A 17,123-nucleotide genomic window follows, 5' to 3' on the forward strand; every position below is an offset into this window, starting at 1 on the left:
CTCCCTAGGTTTCTCTGTTGCGCCACGGGGCCGCGCGCATCCCCTTCTGCTTCAGCACGCCACCCTCTGACGGCCTGCGGAAAAAAACCGGTCAGAAACGCGGGTCAGGCAAGGATCATCCCCCTGAAGCGTTTTCCAGGGTAGAATTACAGACTTTGTTCACGCATGGCTCAGGTTTTCCATCAGCGCAAATTGATACGAAAAGCGGGTGAAATAAGGTATAAAGCCGCATGAAAATCCCAAACAGAATTCAGCCCCTGGTCGATGACGGCCTGATTGACGATGTGCTGCAGCGCCTGAAAAGCGGCAAGGAAGCAGACGTCTACACCGTGCTTTGCGGTGACAAAGTGCAGTGCGCCAAAGTCTATAAAGAAGCGACCCAGCGCAGCTTTAAGCAGGCGGTTCAGTATCAGGAAGGCCGGAAAACCCGTAACAGCCGTAACGCCCGCGCCATGCAGAAAGGCTCAAAGTTTGGCCGTAAGCAGCAGGAAGAGTCCTGGCAGACCGCCGAAGTCGACGCCCTGTTTCGCCTGGCTAACGCCGGTGTACGCGTGCCTCAGCCCTATCTCTGCATCGACGGGGTATTGCTGATGGAGCTGGTCACCGACGCCAATGGTTCGGTCGCGCCGCGCCTCAGCGACGTGACGCTCTCCGAAGAGGAGGCGATCACCGATTTTAACACCATGATCCGCAACATCGTTCGCATGCTCTGTGCCGGTATCGTTCATGGTGACCTGTCGGAGTTCAACGTCCTGCTGGATGATCAGGGACCGGTCATCATCGACCTGCCTCAGGCGGTGGATGCAGCGGCCAACAACCATGCGGAGTCGATGTTCGCGCGTGACGTGAATAACATCACCGCCTACTACGGGCAGTTCGCCCCGCAGCTGTTAAAGACGCGCTATGCCGGCGAGATCTGGCAGCTCTATGAAGAGGGTAAGTTAACCCCGGAAACGACGCTCACCGGCCAGTTTGTGGAAGAGGAGCGTGACGTGGATATGGATTCCCTGCTGGATGAGATCATCACCGCTGAAGATGAGTATTACGAGCGTCAGCGCGCCAGCCGGGAGCGCGACCAGGAATAGGTGCCCCGCCAGTAAAAACGGCAGCGAGTCACCTCGCTGCCGCACGCTCATTCTCCTGTCACCGCACCAGAACCGTCAGCGCAATCAGGGTGACGCCGATAATCATGACGCTGACAAAAACGCGATCCAGCCTGCTTTTTTTCATCTTCCCCTCCTCAGAACCACTGACCGAAACGACGGATGTAGAGACGTTTCATGCCCTGCGCCACCAGGCAGTAGCTGAACAGCGTCAGCACCAGCCAGGGGAAATATTGCCAGGGCAGCGGCACCAGTCCGACCATCGCGCCCAGCGGTGAGAACGGAATCAGGATGCCCAGCGCCATGATCGCCAGCGTCGTCAGCATCACCGGCAAGGTGGCGCGACTCTGGATAAACGGAATCTTCCGGGTGCGCAGCATATGCACCACCAGCGTCTGCGACAGCAGCCCCTCAATAAACCAGCCGGACTGGAACAGCGACTGCACGCCCGCATGGTTCGCGCTGAAGACAAACCACATCAGCGCAAAGGTGGTGATATCAAAAATCGACGAGGTTGGCCCCATCCACAGCATAAAGCGTTTGATATTGCCGGCATCCCATTTGCGCGGCTTGTTCAGGAACTCACGGTCAACCTTGTCCCACGGCAGCGCCAGCTGGGAGACGTCATACATCAGATTCTGAATCAGCAGATGAATCGACAGCATCGGCAGAAACGGAATAAAGGCACTGGCGACCAGCAGCGAGAAAACGTTGCCGAAGTTCGAGCTGGCGGTCATGTTGAGATACTTGATGATGTTGCCAAAGGTCTCACGTCCCTTTAATACCCCCTCGTTCAGCACCTGCAGGTCTTTCTCCAGCAGGATGATGTCTGACGAGGCTTTCGCCACATCCGCCGCGCTGTCTACGGAAATCCCGGTGTCGGCCGTCCGCAGCGCAGGCGCGTCGTTGATGCCATCGCCCAGAAATCCCACGGTATGGCCGTTCTGCTGCAGCAGGCGCACCAGACGTGATTTCTGCAGCGGCGTCAGCTTAGCAAACAGGGTGCAGCGTTCCGCCTCCTGCGCCAGCTGCGTGTCGTCCATCGCCTCAATCTGTTCGCCGGTCAGCATCGCCGGATCGGTCAGCCCGACATCGGCACAGACCCGCTGCGTCACCAGAGGGTTATCCCCGGTCAGCACTTTCACCGCCACGCCGCTGTCGCGCAGGGCTTTAATCGCCTTGCCGGCGCTGGCTTTCGGTGGATCGCGGAAGGTCAGCATTCCCTGGATAACCAGATCGCGCTCATCACTTTCGCTGAGCGGCGCGTGCAGCTCATCATCACGGGTCGCCACCAGCAGCACCCGATAGCCCTGCTGATGGTAGCGTTCGGTCTGCGCCAGCAGCGCCTCGCGCTGTGCCGCATCCAGTGCGACGACTTCATCGCCCTGCCGGACGGCGATGCTCACCGCCAGCATCTCTTCCACCGCCCCTTTGCAGATCAGCTGTGAGCGATGCTGCGCCAGATCTTCCACCAGCACCGAAACGCGACGGCGGGTAAAATCGAATGGCACCTCATCGATCAGCTGATACTGGCTGCGCCGGGTCTGTGAAATAACCTTGTCTCCGGCACAGAGCACGGCGCGATCCATCAGGTTTTTTGCGCCACTCTGGCTGCCGCTGTTGAGCCAGGCCAGCAGCAGCACCTCCGCATCCTCCGCGCCCCGGGTGTCCAGATGATGCGCCAGCAGGATGGTGTCCTGGGTCAGCGTGCCGGTTTTGTCGGTGCAGAGCACATCCATCGCCCCCAGGTTCTGAATGGCATTGAGCTTTTTAACGATCACTTTGCGGCGTGACATCGCAATAGCGCCTTTTGCCAGGTTGGCGCTGACAATCATCGGCAGCATTTCCGGGGTCAGCCCGACCGCCACCGCCAGCGCAAACAGCGTCGCATCCATCCAGTCGCCTTTGGTAAAGCCGTTGATCAGCAGCACCACCGGCACCATCACCAGCATAAAGCGGATCAGCAGTTTACTGACGCTGTTAACGCCGCGATCAAAAGCGGTCTGCGGACGGCTGCCGGTCAGCGAGGAGGCCAGTGAGCCAAACCAGGTGTCACCACCGGTCGCCACCACCACGGCACTGGCGGTGCCGCTGGCCACGCTGGTACCCATCAGGCAGATGTTGGCTGACGCCAGCAGCTCCTGATCGGTTCGGTCATGGGCGTCGATACCGGCATCCAGGCTCTGTTTCTCCACCGGCAGAGACTCTCCGGTCAGCACCGCTTCGCTGATGAACAGATTGCGTGAACTCAGCAGCCGGACATCCGCGGGCACCTGATCGCCGGTGCTGAGCAGAATAATATCGCCCGGCACCAGTTCGCTCATATCCACATCCTGACGCTGTGCGGTTTCACTGCCCGCCTCGCGCCGCAGCACGGTGACCTGGCTGCGCACCAGAGACTGCAGTGCCTGCGCCGCGCGGTTGGTGCGGAACTCCTGCCAGAAACGCAGCAGGCCACTCAGCGTCACCATCGTGCAGATGATGATCACCCCGGAGAGATCGGTCTCCTGACCGGCGCGCAGCGGCAGTATGTAGTCGGTAAACAGGCTGACCAGCGCCAGGACCAGCAGAACATAGATAAACGGGTTGTTAAACGCCATCAGCAGCTGCACCAGCGCCGGTGGCGCTTTCTCATGGGCCACTTCATTGCGGCCATAGGTGGCCAGGCGTTTCGCCGCTTCAGCCTGGGTCAGCCCCTGGCGATGCGTGCGCAGGTTCGCCAGCGTCATCTCAACGTGCTGCCCTGCCTGCCGGGTCACGGCAAATGTTTTTTTACTTTTTTTATCGTTGCGGTTGCCGGAGGCGAGGATGGCAGCCTGTTCCAGTTTCATGTCGCTCATTTCGACATCTCCCTGTTTTAAAGCAATGGTTGTCCTGCACGCAAAATAACGTGCATGGATAAAACCTGGCGTAGCCGGGTTATTTAATGAGGCGACCCTGAGAAATGAACACGCGTTTCTGACGGCGCAGAAAATAATGTCGCGCGCAGCGAAGCGTGACGCTGTTTAAACACAGCGTAATCCGGGTCTGATATCAGCGGTCGGGCGTAGCCTGAGCTACGCCAGACGAGGCGGAGGAAAAAGGGCTAAGATAAACAGCAGCATAACGCGCACTCCCACGGGCAACGGGAAATTATTAAGGAGCGCGATCGGGAATTAAAACGGGGGATCGCTGCTCGCCGGTTGGCAAGCAGCAGAGAAAATTCAGCTTGCCAGAATAATCGTTAATTCAGGGTGACTGTCCAACGGAATACTCCAGTAGTGAGATGCCGCTATTATAAGAAGAGCGGGATTGCGGTAAAGCCGTTTCGCGGGAAATAACCGCTTCGTTGAGGTTCTGTTTCTGCTCAGCCTGCCGCTTCGCTAACAACGCCGTTACGCTGTTATAACCACAACCCATCGCTTATAACTTTAAGGCATATGATTAGCCCATATTCGACTATTCTTCACATCGGCCCTTTCGTAAACTCGCGTAACTTTCTAAGGCAAGGAAATTTCATGAAAACTATAATTCCATCACTGCTGGCGCTGACGCTGGCTGCCTCCTTCACAGCCCAGGCCGCCACACCCAAAGATACGCTGGTCATCGCGCAGTCCACAGACGATGCAGACAGCTTTGACCCGGCAAAAGGCTTTGAACTGACCAGCGTTCAGGCCTTCACCAACATCTATCAGCGCCTGGTCCAGTCTGACCCGCAGAACCCGGTGGATCTGAAGCCGACGCTGGCGACCGCCTGGCAGCCTGGCAGCGATAACCGCAGTCTGACCTTTGAACTGCGCAAAGATGCGAAGTTCTCCACCGGCAACCCTGTGCGCCCGGAAGATGTGATCTTCTCGCTGGGCCGCGTGGTCAAACTGAACCTGGACCCCTCTTTCATTCTGACGCAGCTCGGCTGGACCAAAGATAACGTCGATGGCTTCCTGAAAAAGGTCGATGACAACCATGTGCAGATTAGCTGGACCGCCAACGTCAGCCCGACCTACGTTCTGAGCCTGCTCTCCGCCCCGGTCTCCTCGATCGTCGATGAGAAAACCGCGATGGCGAACCAGAAAAACGGCGACTTCGGTAACGCCTGGCTGGCCACCCACTCTGCGGGCAGCGGCCCGTATCAGATCCGTAAAGTGGTCATGCATCAGGTGGTGCTGCTGAGTGCCAACCCGACCTCACCGGCGGGCGCACCCAAAATGAAAAACATCCTGATCAAAAACGTGCCGGAACCGGCCGCGCGTCGTCTGCTGCTGGAACAGGGTGATGCGGATATCGCCCGTAACCTGGGGGCTGACCAGATCGCCGCGCTGAACGGCAAAGCGGGCGTGAAGACCGAAGCGATCCCGATGGCGTCGCTCTACTATATCCAGTTCAACATCGGCGCGAACGACACGCTGAAGAACCCGGCCTTCTGGGAAGCGGCGCGCTACCTGTGGGATTACAAAGGCATCGCCAATGAGCTGCTGAAAGGCCAGTTCGACGTGCATCAGTCCTTCCTGCCCAAAGGCTTCCTGGGCGCGATCAACGACACGCCTTACAGCTACGACCCGGAAAAAGCCAAAGCGATTCTGAAGAAAGCGGGCCTGACCAATGTGACCTTTAAGCTCTCCACCAGCAACCAGCCGCCTTATCTGGATATCGCGCAGGCGCTGCAGGGCAGCTTCGCCAAAGGCGGCGTGAAGGTCGAAGTGGTGCCGGGCCTGAGCTCCGAAGTCTCCACCAACGTGAAGGCGCATAAGTATGAAGCGACGCTGAACGCCTGGGGCTCCGACTATTTTGATCCCAACACCAATGCCGCCTCCTTTGCCTACAATCCGGAAGATGGCAGCAAAACCATTGCTTACCGTTCAGACTGGCACATTCCTGAGCTGAACAAGCAGGTGATTGCGGCGACCGCCGAAAGCGATCCGAAAAAACGGGTGGCACTGTATGAAGCGATGCAGCGTGAAGTGATGAAGAACTCACCTTACGTGATTGGGATGCAGGCGAAGAACCTGATCGCCCTGCGCGACAACCTGAAAGGCTATGTCCAGGGCATCAACCCTGACATGGTGTATTACTCGCAGGTCACCAAGTAATGGCTCAGTCTGTTCCTTCAGCCGGGTTCGCCCGGCTTTTTTGGCAGCGGGGCGGGCGTCTGCTCGGCAGCGTGCTGTCGCTGCTGGTGACGCTGCTCGGCCTGCTCGCCTTTACCTTTATGCTGTCGCATCTCTCACCGATCGATCCGGTACAGCAGATCGCGGGCGATCACGCCAGTGAAGCGACCTATGCGCAGGTGCGTCACGACCTCGGTCTTGACCAGCCGGTGCTGACACAGTTCTGGCGCTACATTGAACATCTGGCGCAGGGCGACCTCGGTGTCTCCCGCCTGACGAATCAGTCGGTGAGCAGCGACCTGATGTCCACCTTCCCGGCCACCATCGAACTGGCCACCTGTGCGATGATCTTTGCGGTTATCTTCGGCGTCACGCTGGCGCTGCTGGCGGCCTGGAAACCGGGCAGCTGGATCGATAACCTCGCCCGCTTTATCTCCCTGCTCGGCTACTCGGTGCCGGTGTTCTGGCTCGGCCTGCTGGGTCTGCTGCTCTTTTATGCGGTGCTGCACTGGTCTGCCGGACCGGGACGGCTGGATGACATCTGGGTCTATACCCTGGAGCCGAAAACCGGCTTTGTGCTGATCGACAGCTGGCTGTCGGGTGAACCGGAGATGTTCCGCAACGCGATTGCACACCTCTGGCTGCCGGTGGTGATTCTGGGCCTGCTGGCGATGGCGGGCATTACCCGTCTGCTGCGTGCCGCGCTGCTGGAAGAGAGCAGCAAAGAGTATGTGGTGCTGGCGCGAGCCAAAGGCGCGGGTCGGGTGCGCATCCTGCTGCGTCACATCTTCCCCAACGTGCTGGGGACGCTGGTGACGGTTATCGCTCTCTCCTACGCCACGCTGCTGGAAGGCTCGGTGCTGACCGAAACCGTCTTCGCCTGGCCGGGTGTGGGCCGCTATATGACCAACGCGCTCTTCTCCGGCGACGTGCCGGCGATTCTGGGCTCAACCCTGTTGATCGGCGGCTGCTTTATCCTGATTAACACCCTGGCGGATGTTTTAACCTGGTTAACCGATCCGAGAACCCGATGACGCAACAACTTTCTGAACTCGAAACGCTGCGACCACGCCGTCGCCGTCAACGCGTTACCTCGTTAACCGTTGGGCTGACGCTGGTGGCGATCCTGATCCTGATGGCGCTGTTAGCCCCGCTGATTGCGCCGTTCGATCCCAATCTGCAGACCATGTCGAGCCGCCTGCTGCCGCCTTCGGCGCATCACTGGTTCGGCACCGACGGCTTTGGCCGCGATCTGCTGTCGCGCGTGATTTATGGCGCGCGCCCTACCCTGCTGCTGGTGTCGCTGATTCTGGTGCTGACCATTCCGGCCGGGCTGCTGATCGGCATCACCGCCGGGTATGTGGGCGGCTGGACGGAGCGCGTGCTGATGCGCATTACCGATATCTTCCTGTCGCTGCCGAACCTGGTCATCGCGCTGGCGCTGGTGGCGATTCTCGGCCCCGGCCTGATGAACGGCGCGCTGGCGCTGGCGCTGACCAGCTGGCCGCCGTTTGCCCGCCAGGCGCGCGCGGAAACCCTGGCGCTGCGCCGCAGCGACTACCTGGCCGCCGCGCGGATGCAGGGCATTACCGGCTTTCGCCTGATGTTCGGTCACATTCTGCCGCTCTGCCTGCCGACCGCCGTGGTACGCGCCGCGCTGAGCCTGGGCGGAATTATTCTGGCCGCTGCAGGCCTCGGTTTCCTGGGCATGGGCGTTCAGCCGCCGACGGCAGAATGGGGGTCGATGGTGGCCGAAGGCAGTAAAGTGATCTTCGATCAGTGGTGGGTAGCTGCCGCACCGGGCGCGGCGATTCTGTTTGCCAGCCTGGCCTTTAACCTGACAGGCGATGGCCTGCGCGACCGACTGGATACCCGTCATGCAAAATAATCTGCTCTCTGCTGAGGGGCTGACCATTCGCAGCGATGATGCGCTGCTGGTCGACAACATCACCTTTTCCGTGGGCCGCGAACGCGTGGCGCTGGTCGGTGAGTCCGGTTCCGGTAAGTCCCTGACTGCCCGCAGCCTGATGGGCTTACTCTCTCCGGCGCTGCATCTGCAGGCCAGCCAGCTGCAGGTCGCGGGCGAAAATGCGCTGACGCTGAGTGAGCGCCACTGGAGCCAGCTGCGCGGTAACCGCGTGGCGATGGTGATGCAGGACCCGAAATATGCCCTGAACCCGACGCGCACCATCGGCTGGCAGGTGGAGGAGCCGCTGATCCTGCATCGCCGCCTGAGCCGTGCCGAGCGCAAAGAGAAGGTGTGTGAGATGCTGGATGCGGTCGGCCTGCCCGACCCGCGTCGCCTGATGCAGCACTATCCGCATCAGCTCTCTGGCGGTATGGGCCAGCGCGTGATGCTGGCCATCGCCCTGATCACCGATCCCGACTTCCTGATTGCCGATGAACCCACCTCCGCGCTGGATCATGCGATGCGCGATCAGGTGCTGGCGCTGATCCGCGGTCTGGTGGAGGCACGCAACATGGGTCTGCTGCTGATCAGCCACGACCTGCAGCAGGTGTCGGAACACTGCGAACGGGTGATGGTGATGTACAAGGGCCGGCTGCTCGACACGCTGCCTGCCGCTGACCTGCCCCGCGCGACCCACCCTTACACCCGCACGCTGTGGGCCTGCCGGCCGGGCAAGGCGACCCACGGCCAGGCGTTACCGGTGCTGGACCGCGCTGCACTGGAGGCAAATCATGATTGAGCTTGCGAATTTAAGCGTCGCCCATAAGCAGGGCTACGAGCTGCGCACCGTGGTGCATGAGGTTAACCTCACGGTCAGAGCGGGTGAGTGCTTTGGCCTGGTCGGCCCGTCCGGCTGCGGCAAGTCGTCGCTGCTGTGGGTGCTGGCGGGGCTGAACCCGCACTGGCAGGGTCAGATGCAGCTGGCCGGTCATCAGGTTCAGCCCGGCAAAGCCTTCACCGGCGCGCTGCGGCAGGAAGTGCAGATGGTGTTTCAGGACCCCTATGCCTCGCTGCATCCGCGTCATCGTCTGCGCCGCACGCTGGCGGAGCCGCTGAAGCTGCTGAAACGCGATAACATCAACGACCGTATCGATCAGGGTTTCCGTCACGTCGGGCTGGACCCGGCGCTGGCCGATCGCTATCCGCATCAGCTTTCGGGTGGTCAGCGTCAGCGCGTCGCCATCGTGCGCGCCCTGCTGCTGCAGCCGAAGATCCTGCTGCTGGATGAGCCGACGTCGGCGCTGGATATGTCCGTGCAGGCGGAGATCCTCAACCTGCTTAACGATCTGAAACGGCAGGATGGCCTGACCATGGTGCTGGTCAGCCACGATCCCGATGTGATCGATCACATGTGCGATCGCGCCGTGCGCATGGCGCAGGGTCGTATTATCGAAGAGATCACCGCCTGATCGCCGGCCGGACGGCACCGCTCCGCTGTCCGGCCCCTCCTGCTCCGCCTCTGCCCGCCTTATCGTCTCCCCGGCCATCACGGCTCGCGCTTCCCGCCTGCTCACGCACGGCCGTTGCGGTATACTCGCGACGACGTTTTTAACAAGGAGTCTGACGATGATGGTAAAACTGCGTCCGCTGGAGCGGGAAGATCTGCATTTTGTCCATCAGCTGGATAACAACGCCAGCGTGATGCGCTACTGGTTCGAGGAGCCCTATGAGGCGTTTGTGGAGCTGTCCGATCTCTACAACAAGCACATTCACGATCAGACCGAACGTCGCTTTGTGGTGGAGCATGACGGCCAGAAAGCGGGACTGGTGGAGCTGGTTGAGATTAACCATGTGCACCGCCGCGCCGAGTTTCAGATCATCATCGATCCGGCCCATCAGGGCAAAGGGCTGGCCACACAGGCGGCGAAACTGGCGATGGATTACGGCTTCTCGGTGCTGAATCTCTACAAGCTCTACCTGATTGTGGATCAGGAGAATGAAAAGGCGATTCACATCTACACCAAACTCGGCTTCGAAATCGAAGGCGTGCTGAAGCATGAGTTCTTTATCAACGGGGAGTACCGCAACACCATCCGCATGTGCATTTTCCAGCATCAGTATCTGGAACGCCACAAAACGCCAGGCGGAATGGTGAAGCCGACCGCGCAGTAATCAGCCGCGCGCGCCAACCGGGTTCATAAAGGGACGCGGATGTTCCGGCTTGAGGTCATACATGCCGCCGTAGAAGGGGTCGACCAGCAGCCAGCCGGGGAAACCGCCCAGCGGAATGTTGCCCAGCAGATACCAGAGGTTAGCGCGTGCTTCGATAGGCACCGTGACCGGCACGTAGCCCGGACTTTCCAGCATCAGCAGGTAGTGCTTTTTGCCGAAGTAGCGGCCGGTGGATTTGGCCAGTTCAACGGTCTGGGGCGTGAAACCCTGCGCCACCGCATAGCCGCGCTCATCCTGCACGGTAAAACGCGCGCCCTGCGGCAGAGAGTCAATGCGCACCAGTTGGGTTTCATTGCCGACAATGGTGGCGCAGCCGCTGAGCAGCAGCGCGGCGGCCAGAGCCAGAATTCGCTGTTTCATAGAGGGGGTCCACAGAGTGATCAGTGATCAGAGTGTAGTCCCCCCTCTCCGCCTCAATCGGGCTATCATCGCCCGATTCCGGCAGCTTATTGCGGTTGACAAGTGCGGGCGATGGCCGCGATGTCGCCCGGTGAGGTGCGGCAGCAGCCGCCAATCAGCCGGGCACCCGCCTGTTGCCACTCGGCCAGCTTGTCATGCAGGGTGCAGCCCGACGGCGCAGAATGCCAGGTTTTGCTGCCGGCATCATACTGCTCGCCGGAGTTGGGATAGACCACCAGCGGTTTGTCAGTCAGGGTCTGCAACTGCTGCAGGGCGGGCGTTACGCTCTCCAGCGCCACGCAGTTAACCCCCAGCGCCACCACCTGTGGCTGCTGATTCAGCCAGCTCACCACCTCTGCCAGCGGCGTGCCGTCGCTGATGTGTCCGGCGTCACGCAGCGTAAACGAGAACCAGGCGCGGGCGTCAGGGAACTCAGCCAGCAGTTTCACCAGCGCCTGCGCCTCGGCAAAGGAAGGCAGGGTTTCACAGGCCAGCAGATCGGCTCCTGCCGCCAGCAGCGCCTGCACGCGCGGGCGGTGGAACGCCATCATCTCCGCTTCCGGCAGCGCATAATCCCCGCGATACTCCGACCCGTCCGCCAGGAAAGCGCCATAAGGCCCCACCGAGCCTGCCACCAGCAGCGTTTTCGCATCGGGCCGCACCGCCTGATAGTCGTGACGGGCGCGCTGTGCCAGTTCAACACTCCGGGCGATGAGCGCCAGGGACTCATCCTCACTCAGGCCACGCGTGGCAAAGCCCTGCGGGGTCGCCTGGTAGCTGGCGGTGATGGCGCAGCGGGCACCCGCCACAAAGTAGTCGTAGTGCACCTGATAGATCAGCTCAGGATCCTCCATCAGCACTTTGGCTGACCACAAGGCATCGGCAAGCTGACAGCCGCGCGCTTCCAGCTCGGTGGCCAGCGCGCCATCCAGAATCAGCAGCGGTGACTCTGTTAAAGCCTGCGCGACAGGGTTATACGACATCATTGGCCTCCTCAGGCTTCGGGGATGATTTGTGGGTCAGATGGTACGCGGCGTAGCAGAACAGCACAAACGGGATGCCACACCACAGGGCGATGCGCTGTGTCGGATCAAACGCCAGGCCGACGCACGCCAGCAGGCAGAGCAGGAAGCCGAGAACAGGCGTCAGCGGATAGAGCGGCGCGCGGTAGGCGAGATCGGCCAGCGATTTGCCCTGCTGAAGGTGACGGCGACGGAACACAAAGTGCGAGGCGCAGATGCTGAGCCAGACCGCCACCACTGCAAAGCCGGAGATGGCCGACAGCGCCACAAATACCGTGTCAGGCGCGACCACGCTGGAGATCAGCGCCAGCAGGCCGCCGATCATGCTGACGGTCAGCGCCAGCAGCGGCACGCCGCGCCGGTTCACCTTCGCAAAGGCACGTGGCAGCGTGTTTTCATTAGCCAGCGACCAGAGCATACGTCCCGACGCATAGAGGCCGGAGTTGGCCGCTGACAGAATGGCCGTCAGGATCACGAAGTTGATGATATCCGCGGCCCAGGGCACACCGATCTTTTCAAACACCAGCACAAACGGGCTTTTCACAATACCGGCCTGATCCATCGGGATCAGCGCCGCCAGCACCAGCACCGTGCCGATGAAAAAGAGAATCAACCGGGCCACCGTGGTACGAATCGCCAGCGGCAGTACCTTCTGCGGCTGCTGGGTTTCACCGGCGGCAATCCCGATCAACTCGGTGCCGGAGAAGGCAAAGTTCACCGCCACCATGGTCATCAGGATAGGCAGCACGCCGTTGGGCAGCCAGCCGTGCGCCGTGAGGTTACTCAGACCGGGTGCAGGCGTGCCATCTTTCATCGGGATAAAGCCAAACATCGCCGCCGCGCCGAGCAGGATAAAGGCGATGATGGTGACCACCTTGATCAGCGAGAACCAGAACTCCCCTTCAGCGAAGAAGCGGGCAGAAACCACGTTCAGCAGATAGATGGCGCAGCAGAATACCAGGCACCAGACCCATACCGGCACCTGCGGGAACCAGTACTGCATACAGAAGCCCGCCGCCGTCAGGCTGGAGCCCAGCGCCACCGTCCAGGTCAGCCAGTAGAGCCAGGCCACGGTGTAGCCGGTCGCCGGACTGAGATAGCGCGCCGCATAGACGTGGAACGCGCCCGTTTCCGGCATCGCCACCGACAGTTCACCCAGACAGACCATTACCAGCCACACCACCAGCGCCCCAATCAGGTAGGCGAGCAGCGTGCCTGCGGCCCCGGTGGTGGAGATGATATAGCCGGTGTTGAAAAAGAGGCCGGTGCCGATGACACCGCCCAGCGATAACATCACCAGATGGCGGACTTTCATGGTGCGTTTAAATTGTTGCTGCGGGGAAGTTGGCTGTTCGCTCATCAATTTTATCCGTATGGACGTCTAAACATCTATAAGGGACAAATTTATACGCGTCACAGCCGGGAATTGCAACGGCAGGAGAACAGGGAGCGGGGTCATGCGCGTCAGTGCCCCGTCGCGGCGGGGCCTGATGCCTCAGCCGAAAACGCTCTGAATGTAGCGTTCCAGCGCCATGCGGGAACTGAATCCGTGCGGGATGCCGTAATGTTCCTGTGAATCACCCGCCAGGTAGAGAGGGAATTGGGTGTAGTGATCGCAGGTTTTCATTTCAGACGCCGGCTCAGCGAACGGCTGGCTCTTCTCTTTCAGGGTCGGATGAATCACTAATGCCATGCGCCCCATACGCGCTTCGCGATTCACATAGACGTAGTTCTCCCCCCGGCGATAGCCATAGGCCCGTGGGGTAATCTGATCCATTTCGAAACCCGCTTTTTCCAGTACGCGCGCTACCTCATCTGGTCGTAAATACATGCTCGATCCTCTCCTCTTTCAAAAGCTTCGCAACCTTACATCAGCATGACAGAGCGGGCATTCGGAATTTTCCCTAAAGCCCCCTCCCGCGTCTCGTTTATCTCAAGGTCGTCTACACTAGTATTACGTTTTTAAATCAAAGGGAGCCAAAAAATGTTTAATCGCACTGTAAAAAACGATGACATTGATATCAATCAGGACGTTAACGAACTGGCCGATTCACTGGAAGCGCTGTTGAAATCTTACGGCAGTGATGCCAAAGACGAAGTGGACTCTGCCCGCAGTCAGGCAGAAAAACTGCTGAAGCAGACCCGTTCTAAACTGAATGGTGGCAGCAACCGTGTGACCCAGGTTGCCCGTGATGCCGGTGCACAGGTTGATACCTATGTACATGATAAGCCGTGGCACGGTGTCGGTATCGGTGCCGCTTTCGGTATCGTGGTGGGTGTCCTGCTGGCCTCACGCCGCTAAGCGCGAAAAATCTTCTGAGCCCTGCCCCGTGCGGGGCTTTTTTTTGCCTGTCATCCGGCCCGTAAAATTTACAAAAGATTTTTTCCGCGTCGCAGGGCGCACGCCTGCTGGCTTTGGTCGTGTTGCGCAAATGCAAATCATAAAACCCTATATCTGGTGGGCTTGACCACCAAAACCCCTACATCTAGTATTTAACCCATCAGTCTGACACCCGATGTCCGCCAGAATGAAGCCCGTAAATCAGGCGGGTGGCGTTATTGCCGGGCACCCGAACCGCATACAGAGGGAAATACGAATCATGCGCATTATTATTTACACTAAAGATAACTGTGTCCAGTGCAATGCCACGAAGAGTGCGATGGACCGTCAGGGTCTGACCTATCAGCTCATCAATCTCGACAGCCAGCCCGAGGCGATCGACAACCTGAAATCCCTGGGTTATCGCCAGGTGCCGGTGGTGATGGCGGATAACGATCACTGGAGCGGCTTCCGCCCGGACAAAATCGCCTCGCTGCGCACCCTGTCCGCTGTCGGAGGATAAACGCATGTTCCCGCTGGTCTATTTTTCCAGCCAGTCGGAAAACACCCACCGGTTTGTGACGCGCCTTGGCCTGCCAGCCCGGCGCATCCCGCTTGATGCCCGTCAGACGCTGCATATCGACCAGCCCTATATTCTGGTCGTGCCCAGCTATGGCGGTGGCAGCAGTCGCGGTGCCGTACCCGGTCAGGTGATTCAGTTTCTTAATGATGAGGCCAACCGGCGGGAAATTCGTGGCGTTATTGCCGCCGGCAACCGGAACTTCGGCGCCGGTTACTGTCTGGCGGGCAGCATCATTGCAAAAAAATGTCAGGTTCCCCTGCTCTATCGTTTTGAGCTGATGGGAACCCCGGACGACATCGCGAACGTTAAAGCGGGAGTAACCCAATTTTGGCAACAACAGACACCCTCAACGGCGTGACGCTCGACTATCACGCGCTCAACGCCATGCTCAACCTCTATGACGCGGAGGGGCGCATCCAGTTCGACAAGGATCGCGAAGCGACCCGTCAGTTTCATCTGCAGCATGTGGAGCCGAACACGGTGAAGTTCGCCAGCCGCGCCGAGCGTTTACGCTATCTGGTGGCGGAGAGCTATTACGAAGCTGAGGTGCTGAACCAGTACGATTTCGACTTCCTGCTTGCGCTGCATGAGGTGGCGGAGACGTGGGGATTTGAGTTCAAAACTTTCCTGGGTGCCTGGAAGTACTACACCAGCTACACGCTGAAGACCTTCGACGGCAAACGCTATCTGGAAACCTTTGAACAGCGCGCCTGCATGGTGGCGCTGACGCTGGCTCAGGGCGATGAAACCCTGGCACGGGCGCTGCTGGAGGAGATCCTCAGCGGCCGCTTCCAGCCTGCCACCCCCACCTTTCTGAACTGCGGCAAGCAGCAGCGCGGCGAGCTGGTCTCCTGCTTCCTGCTGCGCATTGAAGACAACATGGAGTCCATCGGCCGTGCCGTGAACTCCGCGCTGCAGCTCTCAAAGCGCGGCGGCGGCGTTGCCTTTTTACTCTCCAACCTGCGTGAGTCCGGTGCGCCCATCAAGCGTATCGAAAACCAGTCGTCGGGCGTCATCCCGGTCATGAAGATGCTGGAGGATGCCTTCTCCTACGCCAATCAGCTGGGCGCACGTCAGGGCGCGGGCGCGGTATGGCTGAACGCACACCATCCCGATATTTTCCGCTTTCTCGACACCAAGCGCGAAAACGCCGATGAGAAGATCCGCATCAAGACCCTGTCGCTGGGCGTGGTGATCCCCGATGTCACCTTCCGGCTGGCGAAAGAGAACCAGCCGATGGCGCTGTTCTCGCCCTACGATGTTGAGCGCATTTACGGCCAGGCCTTTGGCGATATCAGCATCAGCGAGAAGTATGACGAGATGCTGGCCGACGATCGCATCCGCAAAACCTGGATTCAGCCGCGTGACTTCTTCCAGACGCTGGCTGAGATTCAGTTTGAGTCAGGCTACCCCTACATCATGTATGAGGACAGCGTGAACCGCAGCAATCCGATTGCCGGTCGTATCAATATGAGCAACCTCTGTTCAGAGATCCTGCAGGTGAACAGCGCCAGCGAGTACTTTGACGATCTCAGCTATCGCCGGGTCGGCAAAGATATCTCCTGCAATCTTGGCTCACTCAATATTGCCCACGCCATGGATTCCCGCGATCTGGCGCGCACCGTGGAGGTGGCGGTACGCGCCCTGACTTCGGTGTCGATGATGAGTGAGATCGCGTCGGTGCCGTCGGTCGCCGAAGGAAACCGGCGGTCGCACGCCATTGGCCTGGGTCAGATGAACCTGCACGGCTATCTGGCGCGGGAAGGCATCGTCTACGGTTCGCCGGAAGCGCTCGATTTCACCAACCTCTACTTTTACTGCATCACCTATTACGCGCTGCGCACCTCTAATCAGCTGGCACGGGAGCGTCAGCAGACCTTCGACGGTTTTGCTGATTCGCAGTACGCCAGCGGCGTCTATTTCGACAAATATCTGCAGCGCGAATGGCTGCCGCGCACCGAACGGGTGGCAAAACTGTTTACCGACGCCGGCGTGACGCTGCCGACCCGGGCGGACTGGCAGGCGCTGCGCGATGCGGTAATGCAGCACGGGCTGTTTAATCAGAACCTGCAGGCGATCCCACCGACCGGTTCGATCTCCTACATCAACCACGCCACCTCCAGTATCCATCCGATTGTTTCGCCGATCGAGATCCGCAAAGAGGGCAAAACCGGACGCGTTTACTATCCCGCGCCGTTCATGACCAATGAGAATCTGCATCTCTATCAGGATGCGTATCAGATTGGGCCGGAAGCGATTATTGATACCTATGCAGAAGCGACTCAGCACGTTGATCAGGGGCTGTCGCTGACGCTCTTTTTCCGCGACGACGTCACCACCCGTGACATCAACAAAGCACAGATTTACGCGTGGAAGAAAGGCATCAAAACGCTCTATTACATTCGACTGCGCCAGATGGCGCTTCAGGGCACGGAGGTTCAGGGCTGCGTCTCCTGCTCCCTGTGATAAAC

Annotated in this window: 17 protein-coding genes; 11 read left to right on the top strand and 6 right to left on the bottom strand. The window is 59.6% G+C overall.

Annotation, left to right across the window (positions count from 1 at the left end; all coding sequences use genetic code 11):
* Nucleotides 1-230: 230 nt before the first annotated feature.
* Complete coding sequence (locus tag FJW00_RS05780; RefSeq protein ID WP_009088581.1) at nucleotides 231-1,085, top strand: PA4780 family RIO1-like protein kinase; 855 nt, start codon at nucleotides 231-233, stop codon at nucleotides 1,083-1,085.
* A gap of 58 nt (nucleotides 1,086-1,143) precedes the next feature.
* On the opposite strand, the gene mgtU is transcribed toward FJW00_RS05780, so the two are convergent.
* A complete protein-coding gene (gene mgtU, locus FJW00_RS22720; protein ID WP_350769224.1) occupies nucleotides 1,144-1,230 on the bottom strand; it encodes a magnesium transporter protection protein MgtU in 87 nt (28 codons plus the stop codon).
* 10 nt (nucleotides 1,231-1,240) lie between these two features.
* A complete protein-coding gene (mgtA, locus tag FJW00_RS05785) occupies nucleotides 1,241-3,943 on the bottom strand; it encodes a magnesium-translocating P-type ATPase (protein ID WP_058957964.1) in 2,703 nt (900 codons plus the stop codon).
* Between the two features lie 657 nt (nucleotides 3,944-4,600).
* Between mgtA and FJW00_RS05790 the strand changes: the two genes are divergently transcribed.
* From FJW00_RS05790 to speG, 6 genes are all read left to right on the top strand, one after another.
* On the top strand, nucleotides 4,601-6,169 hold the full coding sequence (locus FJW00_RS05790; protein WP_058957963.1) for an ABC transporter substrate-binding protein: 1,569 nt from the start codon (nucleotides 4,601-4,603) through the stop codon (nucleotides 6,167-6,169).
* Nucleotides 6,169-7,221, top strand: a complete 1,053-nt coding sequence (locus FJW00_RS05795; RefSeq protein ID WP_046102403.1) for an ABC transporter permease — start codon at nucleotides 6,169-6,171, stop codon at nucleotides 7,219-7,221. Before FJW00_RS05790 ends, FJW00_RS05795 begins: the two co-directional genes overlap by 1 nt.
* Entirely contained in the window at nucleotides 7,218-8,075 is an 858-nt protein-coding gene (locus tag FJW00_RS05800) for an ABC transporter permease (RefSeq protein ID WP_058957962.1), read from the top strand. The genes FJW00_RS05795 and FJW00_RS05800 overlap by 4 nt, the downstream gene beginning before the upstream one ends.
* Complete coding sequence (locus FJW00_RS05805; RefSeq protein ID WP_058957961.1) at nucleotides 8,065-8,895, top strand: ABC transporter ATP-binding protein; 831 nt, start codon at nucleotides 8,065-8,067, stop codon at nucleotides 8,893-8,895. The genes FJW00_RS05800 and FJW00_RS05805 overlap by 11 nt, the downstream gene beginning before the upstream one ends.
* Nucleotides 8,888-9,565 (top strand): ABC transporter ATP-binding protein, encoded by a 678-nt coding sequence (locus FJW00_RS05810; RefSeq protein ID WP_009088569.1) that lies wholly within the window; start codon nucleotides 8,888-8,890, stop codon nucleotides 9,563-9,565. The genes FJW00_RS05805 and FJW00_RS05810 overlap by 8 nt, the downstream gene beginning before the upstream one ends.
* Nucleotides 9,566-9,722: 157 nt before the next feature.
* A complete protein-coding gene (gene speG / locus FJW00_RS05815) occupies nucleotides 9,723-10,268 on the top strand; it encodes a spermidine N1-acetyltransferase (RefSeq protein WP_140923256.1) in 546 nt (181 codons plus the stop codon).
* Here speG and FJW00_RS05820 read toward each other — a convergent pair whose 3' ends face one another.
* From FJW00_RS05820 to FJW00_RS05835, 4 genes are all read right to left on the bottom strand, one after another.
* A complete protein-coding gene (locus FJW00_RS05820) occupies nucleotides 10,269-10,688 on the bottom strand; it encodes a hypothetical protein (RefSeq protein ID WP_009088566.1) in 420 nt (139 codons plus the stop codon). It abuts the gene before it with no gap.
* Between the two features lie 86 nt (nucleotides 10,689-10,774).
* Nucleotides 10,775-11,710 (bottom strand): homocysteine S-methyltransferase, encoded by a 936-nt coding sequence (gene mmuM, locus FJW00_RS05825; protein ID WP_140923257.1) that lies wholly within the window; start codon nucleotides 11,708-11,710, stop codon nucleotides 10,775-10,777.
* On the bottom strand, nucleotides 11,700-13,109 hold the full coding sequence (gene mmuP / locus FJW00_RS05830; protein ID WP_009088562.1) for an S-methylmethionine permease: 1,410 nt from the start codon (nucleotides 13,107-13,109) through the stop codon (nucleotides 11,700-11,702). The genes mmuM and mmuP overlap by 11 nt, the downstream gene beginning before the upstream one ends.
* Nucleotides 13,110-13,244: 135 nt before the next feature.
* Nucleotides 13,245-13,580: a DUF2002 family protein gene (locus FJW00_RS05835; RefSeq protein WP_009088560.1), complete on the bottom strand. Its 336-nt coding sequence runs from the start codon at nucleotides 13,578-13,580 to the stop codon at nucleotides 13,245-13,247.
* 153 nt (nucleotides 13,581-13,733) lie between these two features.
* On the opposite strand from FJW00_RS05835, the gene FJW00_RS05840 reads away from it, so the two are divergent.
* The 4 genes from FJW00_RS05840 (at nucleotide 13,734) to nrdE (ending at nucleotide 17,118) form a co-directional block, all read left to right on the top strand.
* Nucleotides 13,734-14,051 carry a DUF883 family protein gene (locus tag FJW00_RS05840; protein ID WP_009088558.1) on the top strand — a complete coding sequence of 106 codons (318 nt, stop codon included), beginning with the start codon at nucleotides 13,734-13,736 and terminating at the stop codon, nucleotides 14,049-14,051.
* A 298-nt stretch (nucleotides 14,052-14,349) separates the two neighbouring features.
* On the top strand, nucleotides 14,350-14,592 hold the full coding sequence (nrdH, locus tag FJW00_RS05845; RefSeq protein WP_009088556.1) for a glutaredoxin-like protein NrdH: 243 nt from the start codon (nucleotides 14,350-14,352) through the stop codon (nucleotides 14,590-14,592).
* A 4-nt stretch (nucleotides 14,593-14,596) separates the two neighbouring features.
* A complete protein-coding gene (gene nrdI, locus FJW00_RS05850) occupies nucleotides 14,597-15,010 on the top strand; it encodes a class Ib ribonucleoside-diphosphate reductase assembly flavoprotein NrdI (RefSeq protein WP_009088554.1) in 414 nt (137 codons plus the stop codon).
* Nucleotides 14,980-17,118 (top strand): class 1b ribonucleoside-diphosphate reductase subunit alpha, encoded by a 2,139-nt coding sequence (gene nrdE / locus FJW00_RS05855; protein WP_140923258.1) that lies wholly within the window; start codon nucleotides 14,980-14,982, stop codon nucleotides 17,116-17,118. Before nrdI ends, nrdE begins: the two co-directional genes overlap by 31 nt.
* Nucleotides 17,119-17,123 lie beyond the last annotated feature (5 nt).

The organism is Pantoea anthophila (genome assembly GCF_006494375.1).
GTDB classification, from domain to species: Bacteria; Pseudomonadota; Gammaproteobacteria; order Enterobacterales; family Enterobacteriaceae; genus Pantoea; species Pantoea anthophila.

Coding starts and splice junctions, on each gene's coding strand:
- FJW00_RS05805 (WP_058957961.1), top strand. CDS start 8,065: ATGCAAAATAATCTGCTCTCTGCTGAGGGGCTGACCATTCGCAGCGAT.
- FJW00_RS05810 (WP_009088569.1), top strand. CDS start 8,888: ATGATTGAGCTTGCGAATTTAAGCGTCGCCCATAAGCAGGGCTACGAG.
- speG (WP_140923256.1), top strand. CDS start 9,723: ATGATGGTAAAACTGCGTCCGCTGGAGCGGGAAGATCTGCATTTTGTC.
- FJW00_RS05835 (WP_009088560.1), bottom strand. CDS start 13,580: ATGTATTTACGACCAGATGAGGTAGCGCGCGTACTGGAAAAAGCGGGT.
- mgtU (WP_350769224.1), bottom strand. CDS start 1,230: ATGAAAAAAAGCAGGCTGGATCGCGTTTTTGTCAGCGTCATGATTATC.
- FJW00_RS05800 (WP_058957962.1), top strand. CDS start 7,218: ATGACGCAACAACTTTCTGAACTCGAAACGCTGCGACCACGCCGTCGC.
- nrdH (WP_009088556.1), top strand. CDS start 14,350: ATGCGCATTATTATTTACACTAAAGATAACTGTGTCCAGTGCAATGCC.
- FJW00_RS05780 (WP_009088581.1), top strand. CDS start 231: ATGAAAATCCCAAACAGAATTCAGCCCCTGGTCGATGACGGCCTGATT.
- FJW00_RS05840 (WP_009088558.1), top strand. CDS start 13,734: ATGTTTAATCGCACTGTAAAAAACGATGACATTGATATCAATCAGGAC.
- FJW00_RS05820 (WP_009088566.1), bottom strand. CDS start 10,688: ATGAAACAGCGAATTCTGGCTCTGGCCGCCGCGCTGCTGCTCAGCGGC.
- mmuP (WP_009088562.1), bottom strand. CDS start 13,109: ATGAGCGAACAGCCAACTTCCCCGCAGCAACAATTTAAACGCACCATG.
- FJW00_RS05790 (WP_058957963.1), top strand. CDS start 4,601: ATGAAAACTATAATTCCATCACTGCTGGCGCTGACGCTGGCTGCCTCC.
- mmuM (WP_140923257.1), bottom strand. CDS start 11,710: ATGTCGTATAACCCTGTCGCGCAGGCTTTAACAGAGTCACCGCTGCTG.
- nrdI (WP_009088554.1), top strand. CDS start 14,597: ATGTTCCCGCTGGTCTATTTTTCCAGCCAGTCGGAAAACACCCACCGG.
- mgtA (WP_058957964.1), bottom strand. CDS start 3,943: ATGAGCGACATGAAACTGGAACAGGCTGCCATCCTCGCCTCCGGCAAC.
- FJW00_RS05795 (WP_046102403.1), top strand. CDS start 6,169: ATGGCTCAGTCTGTTCCTTCAGCCGGGTTCGCCCGGCTTTTTTGGCAG.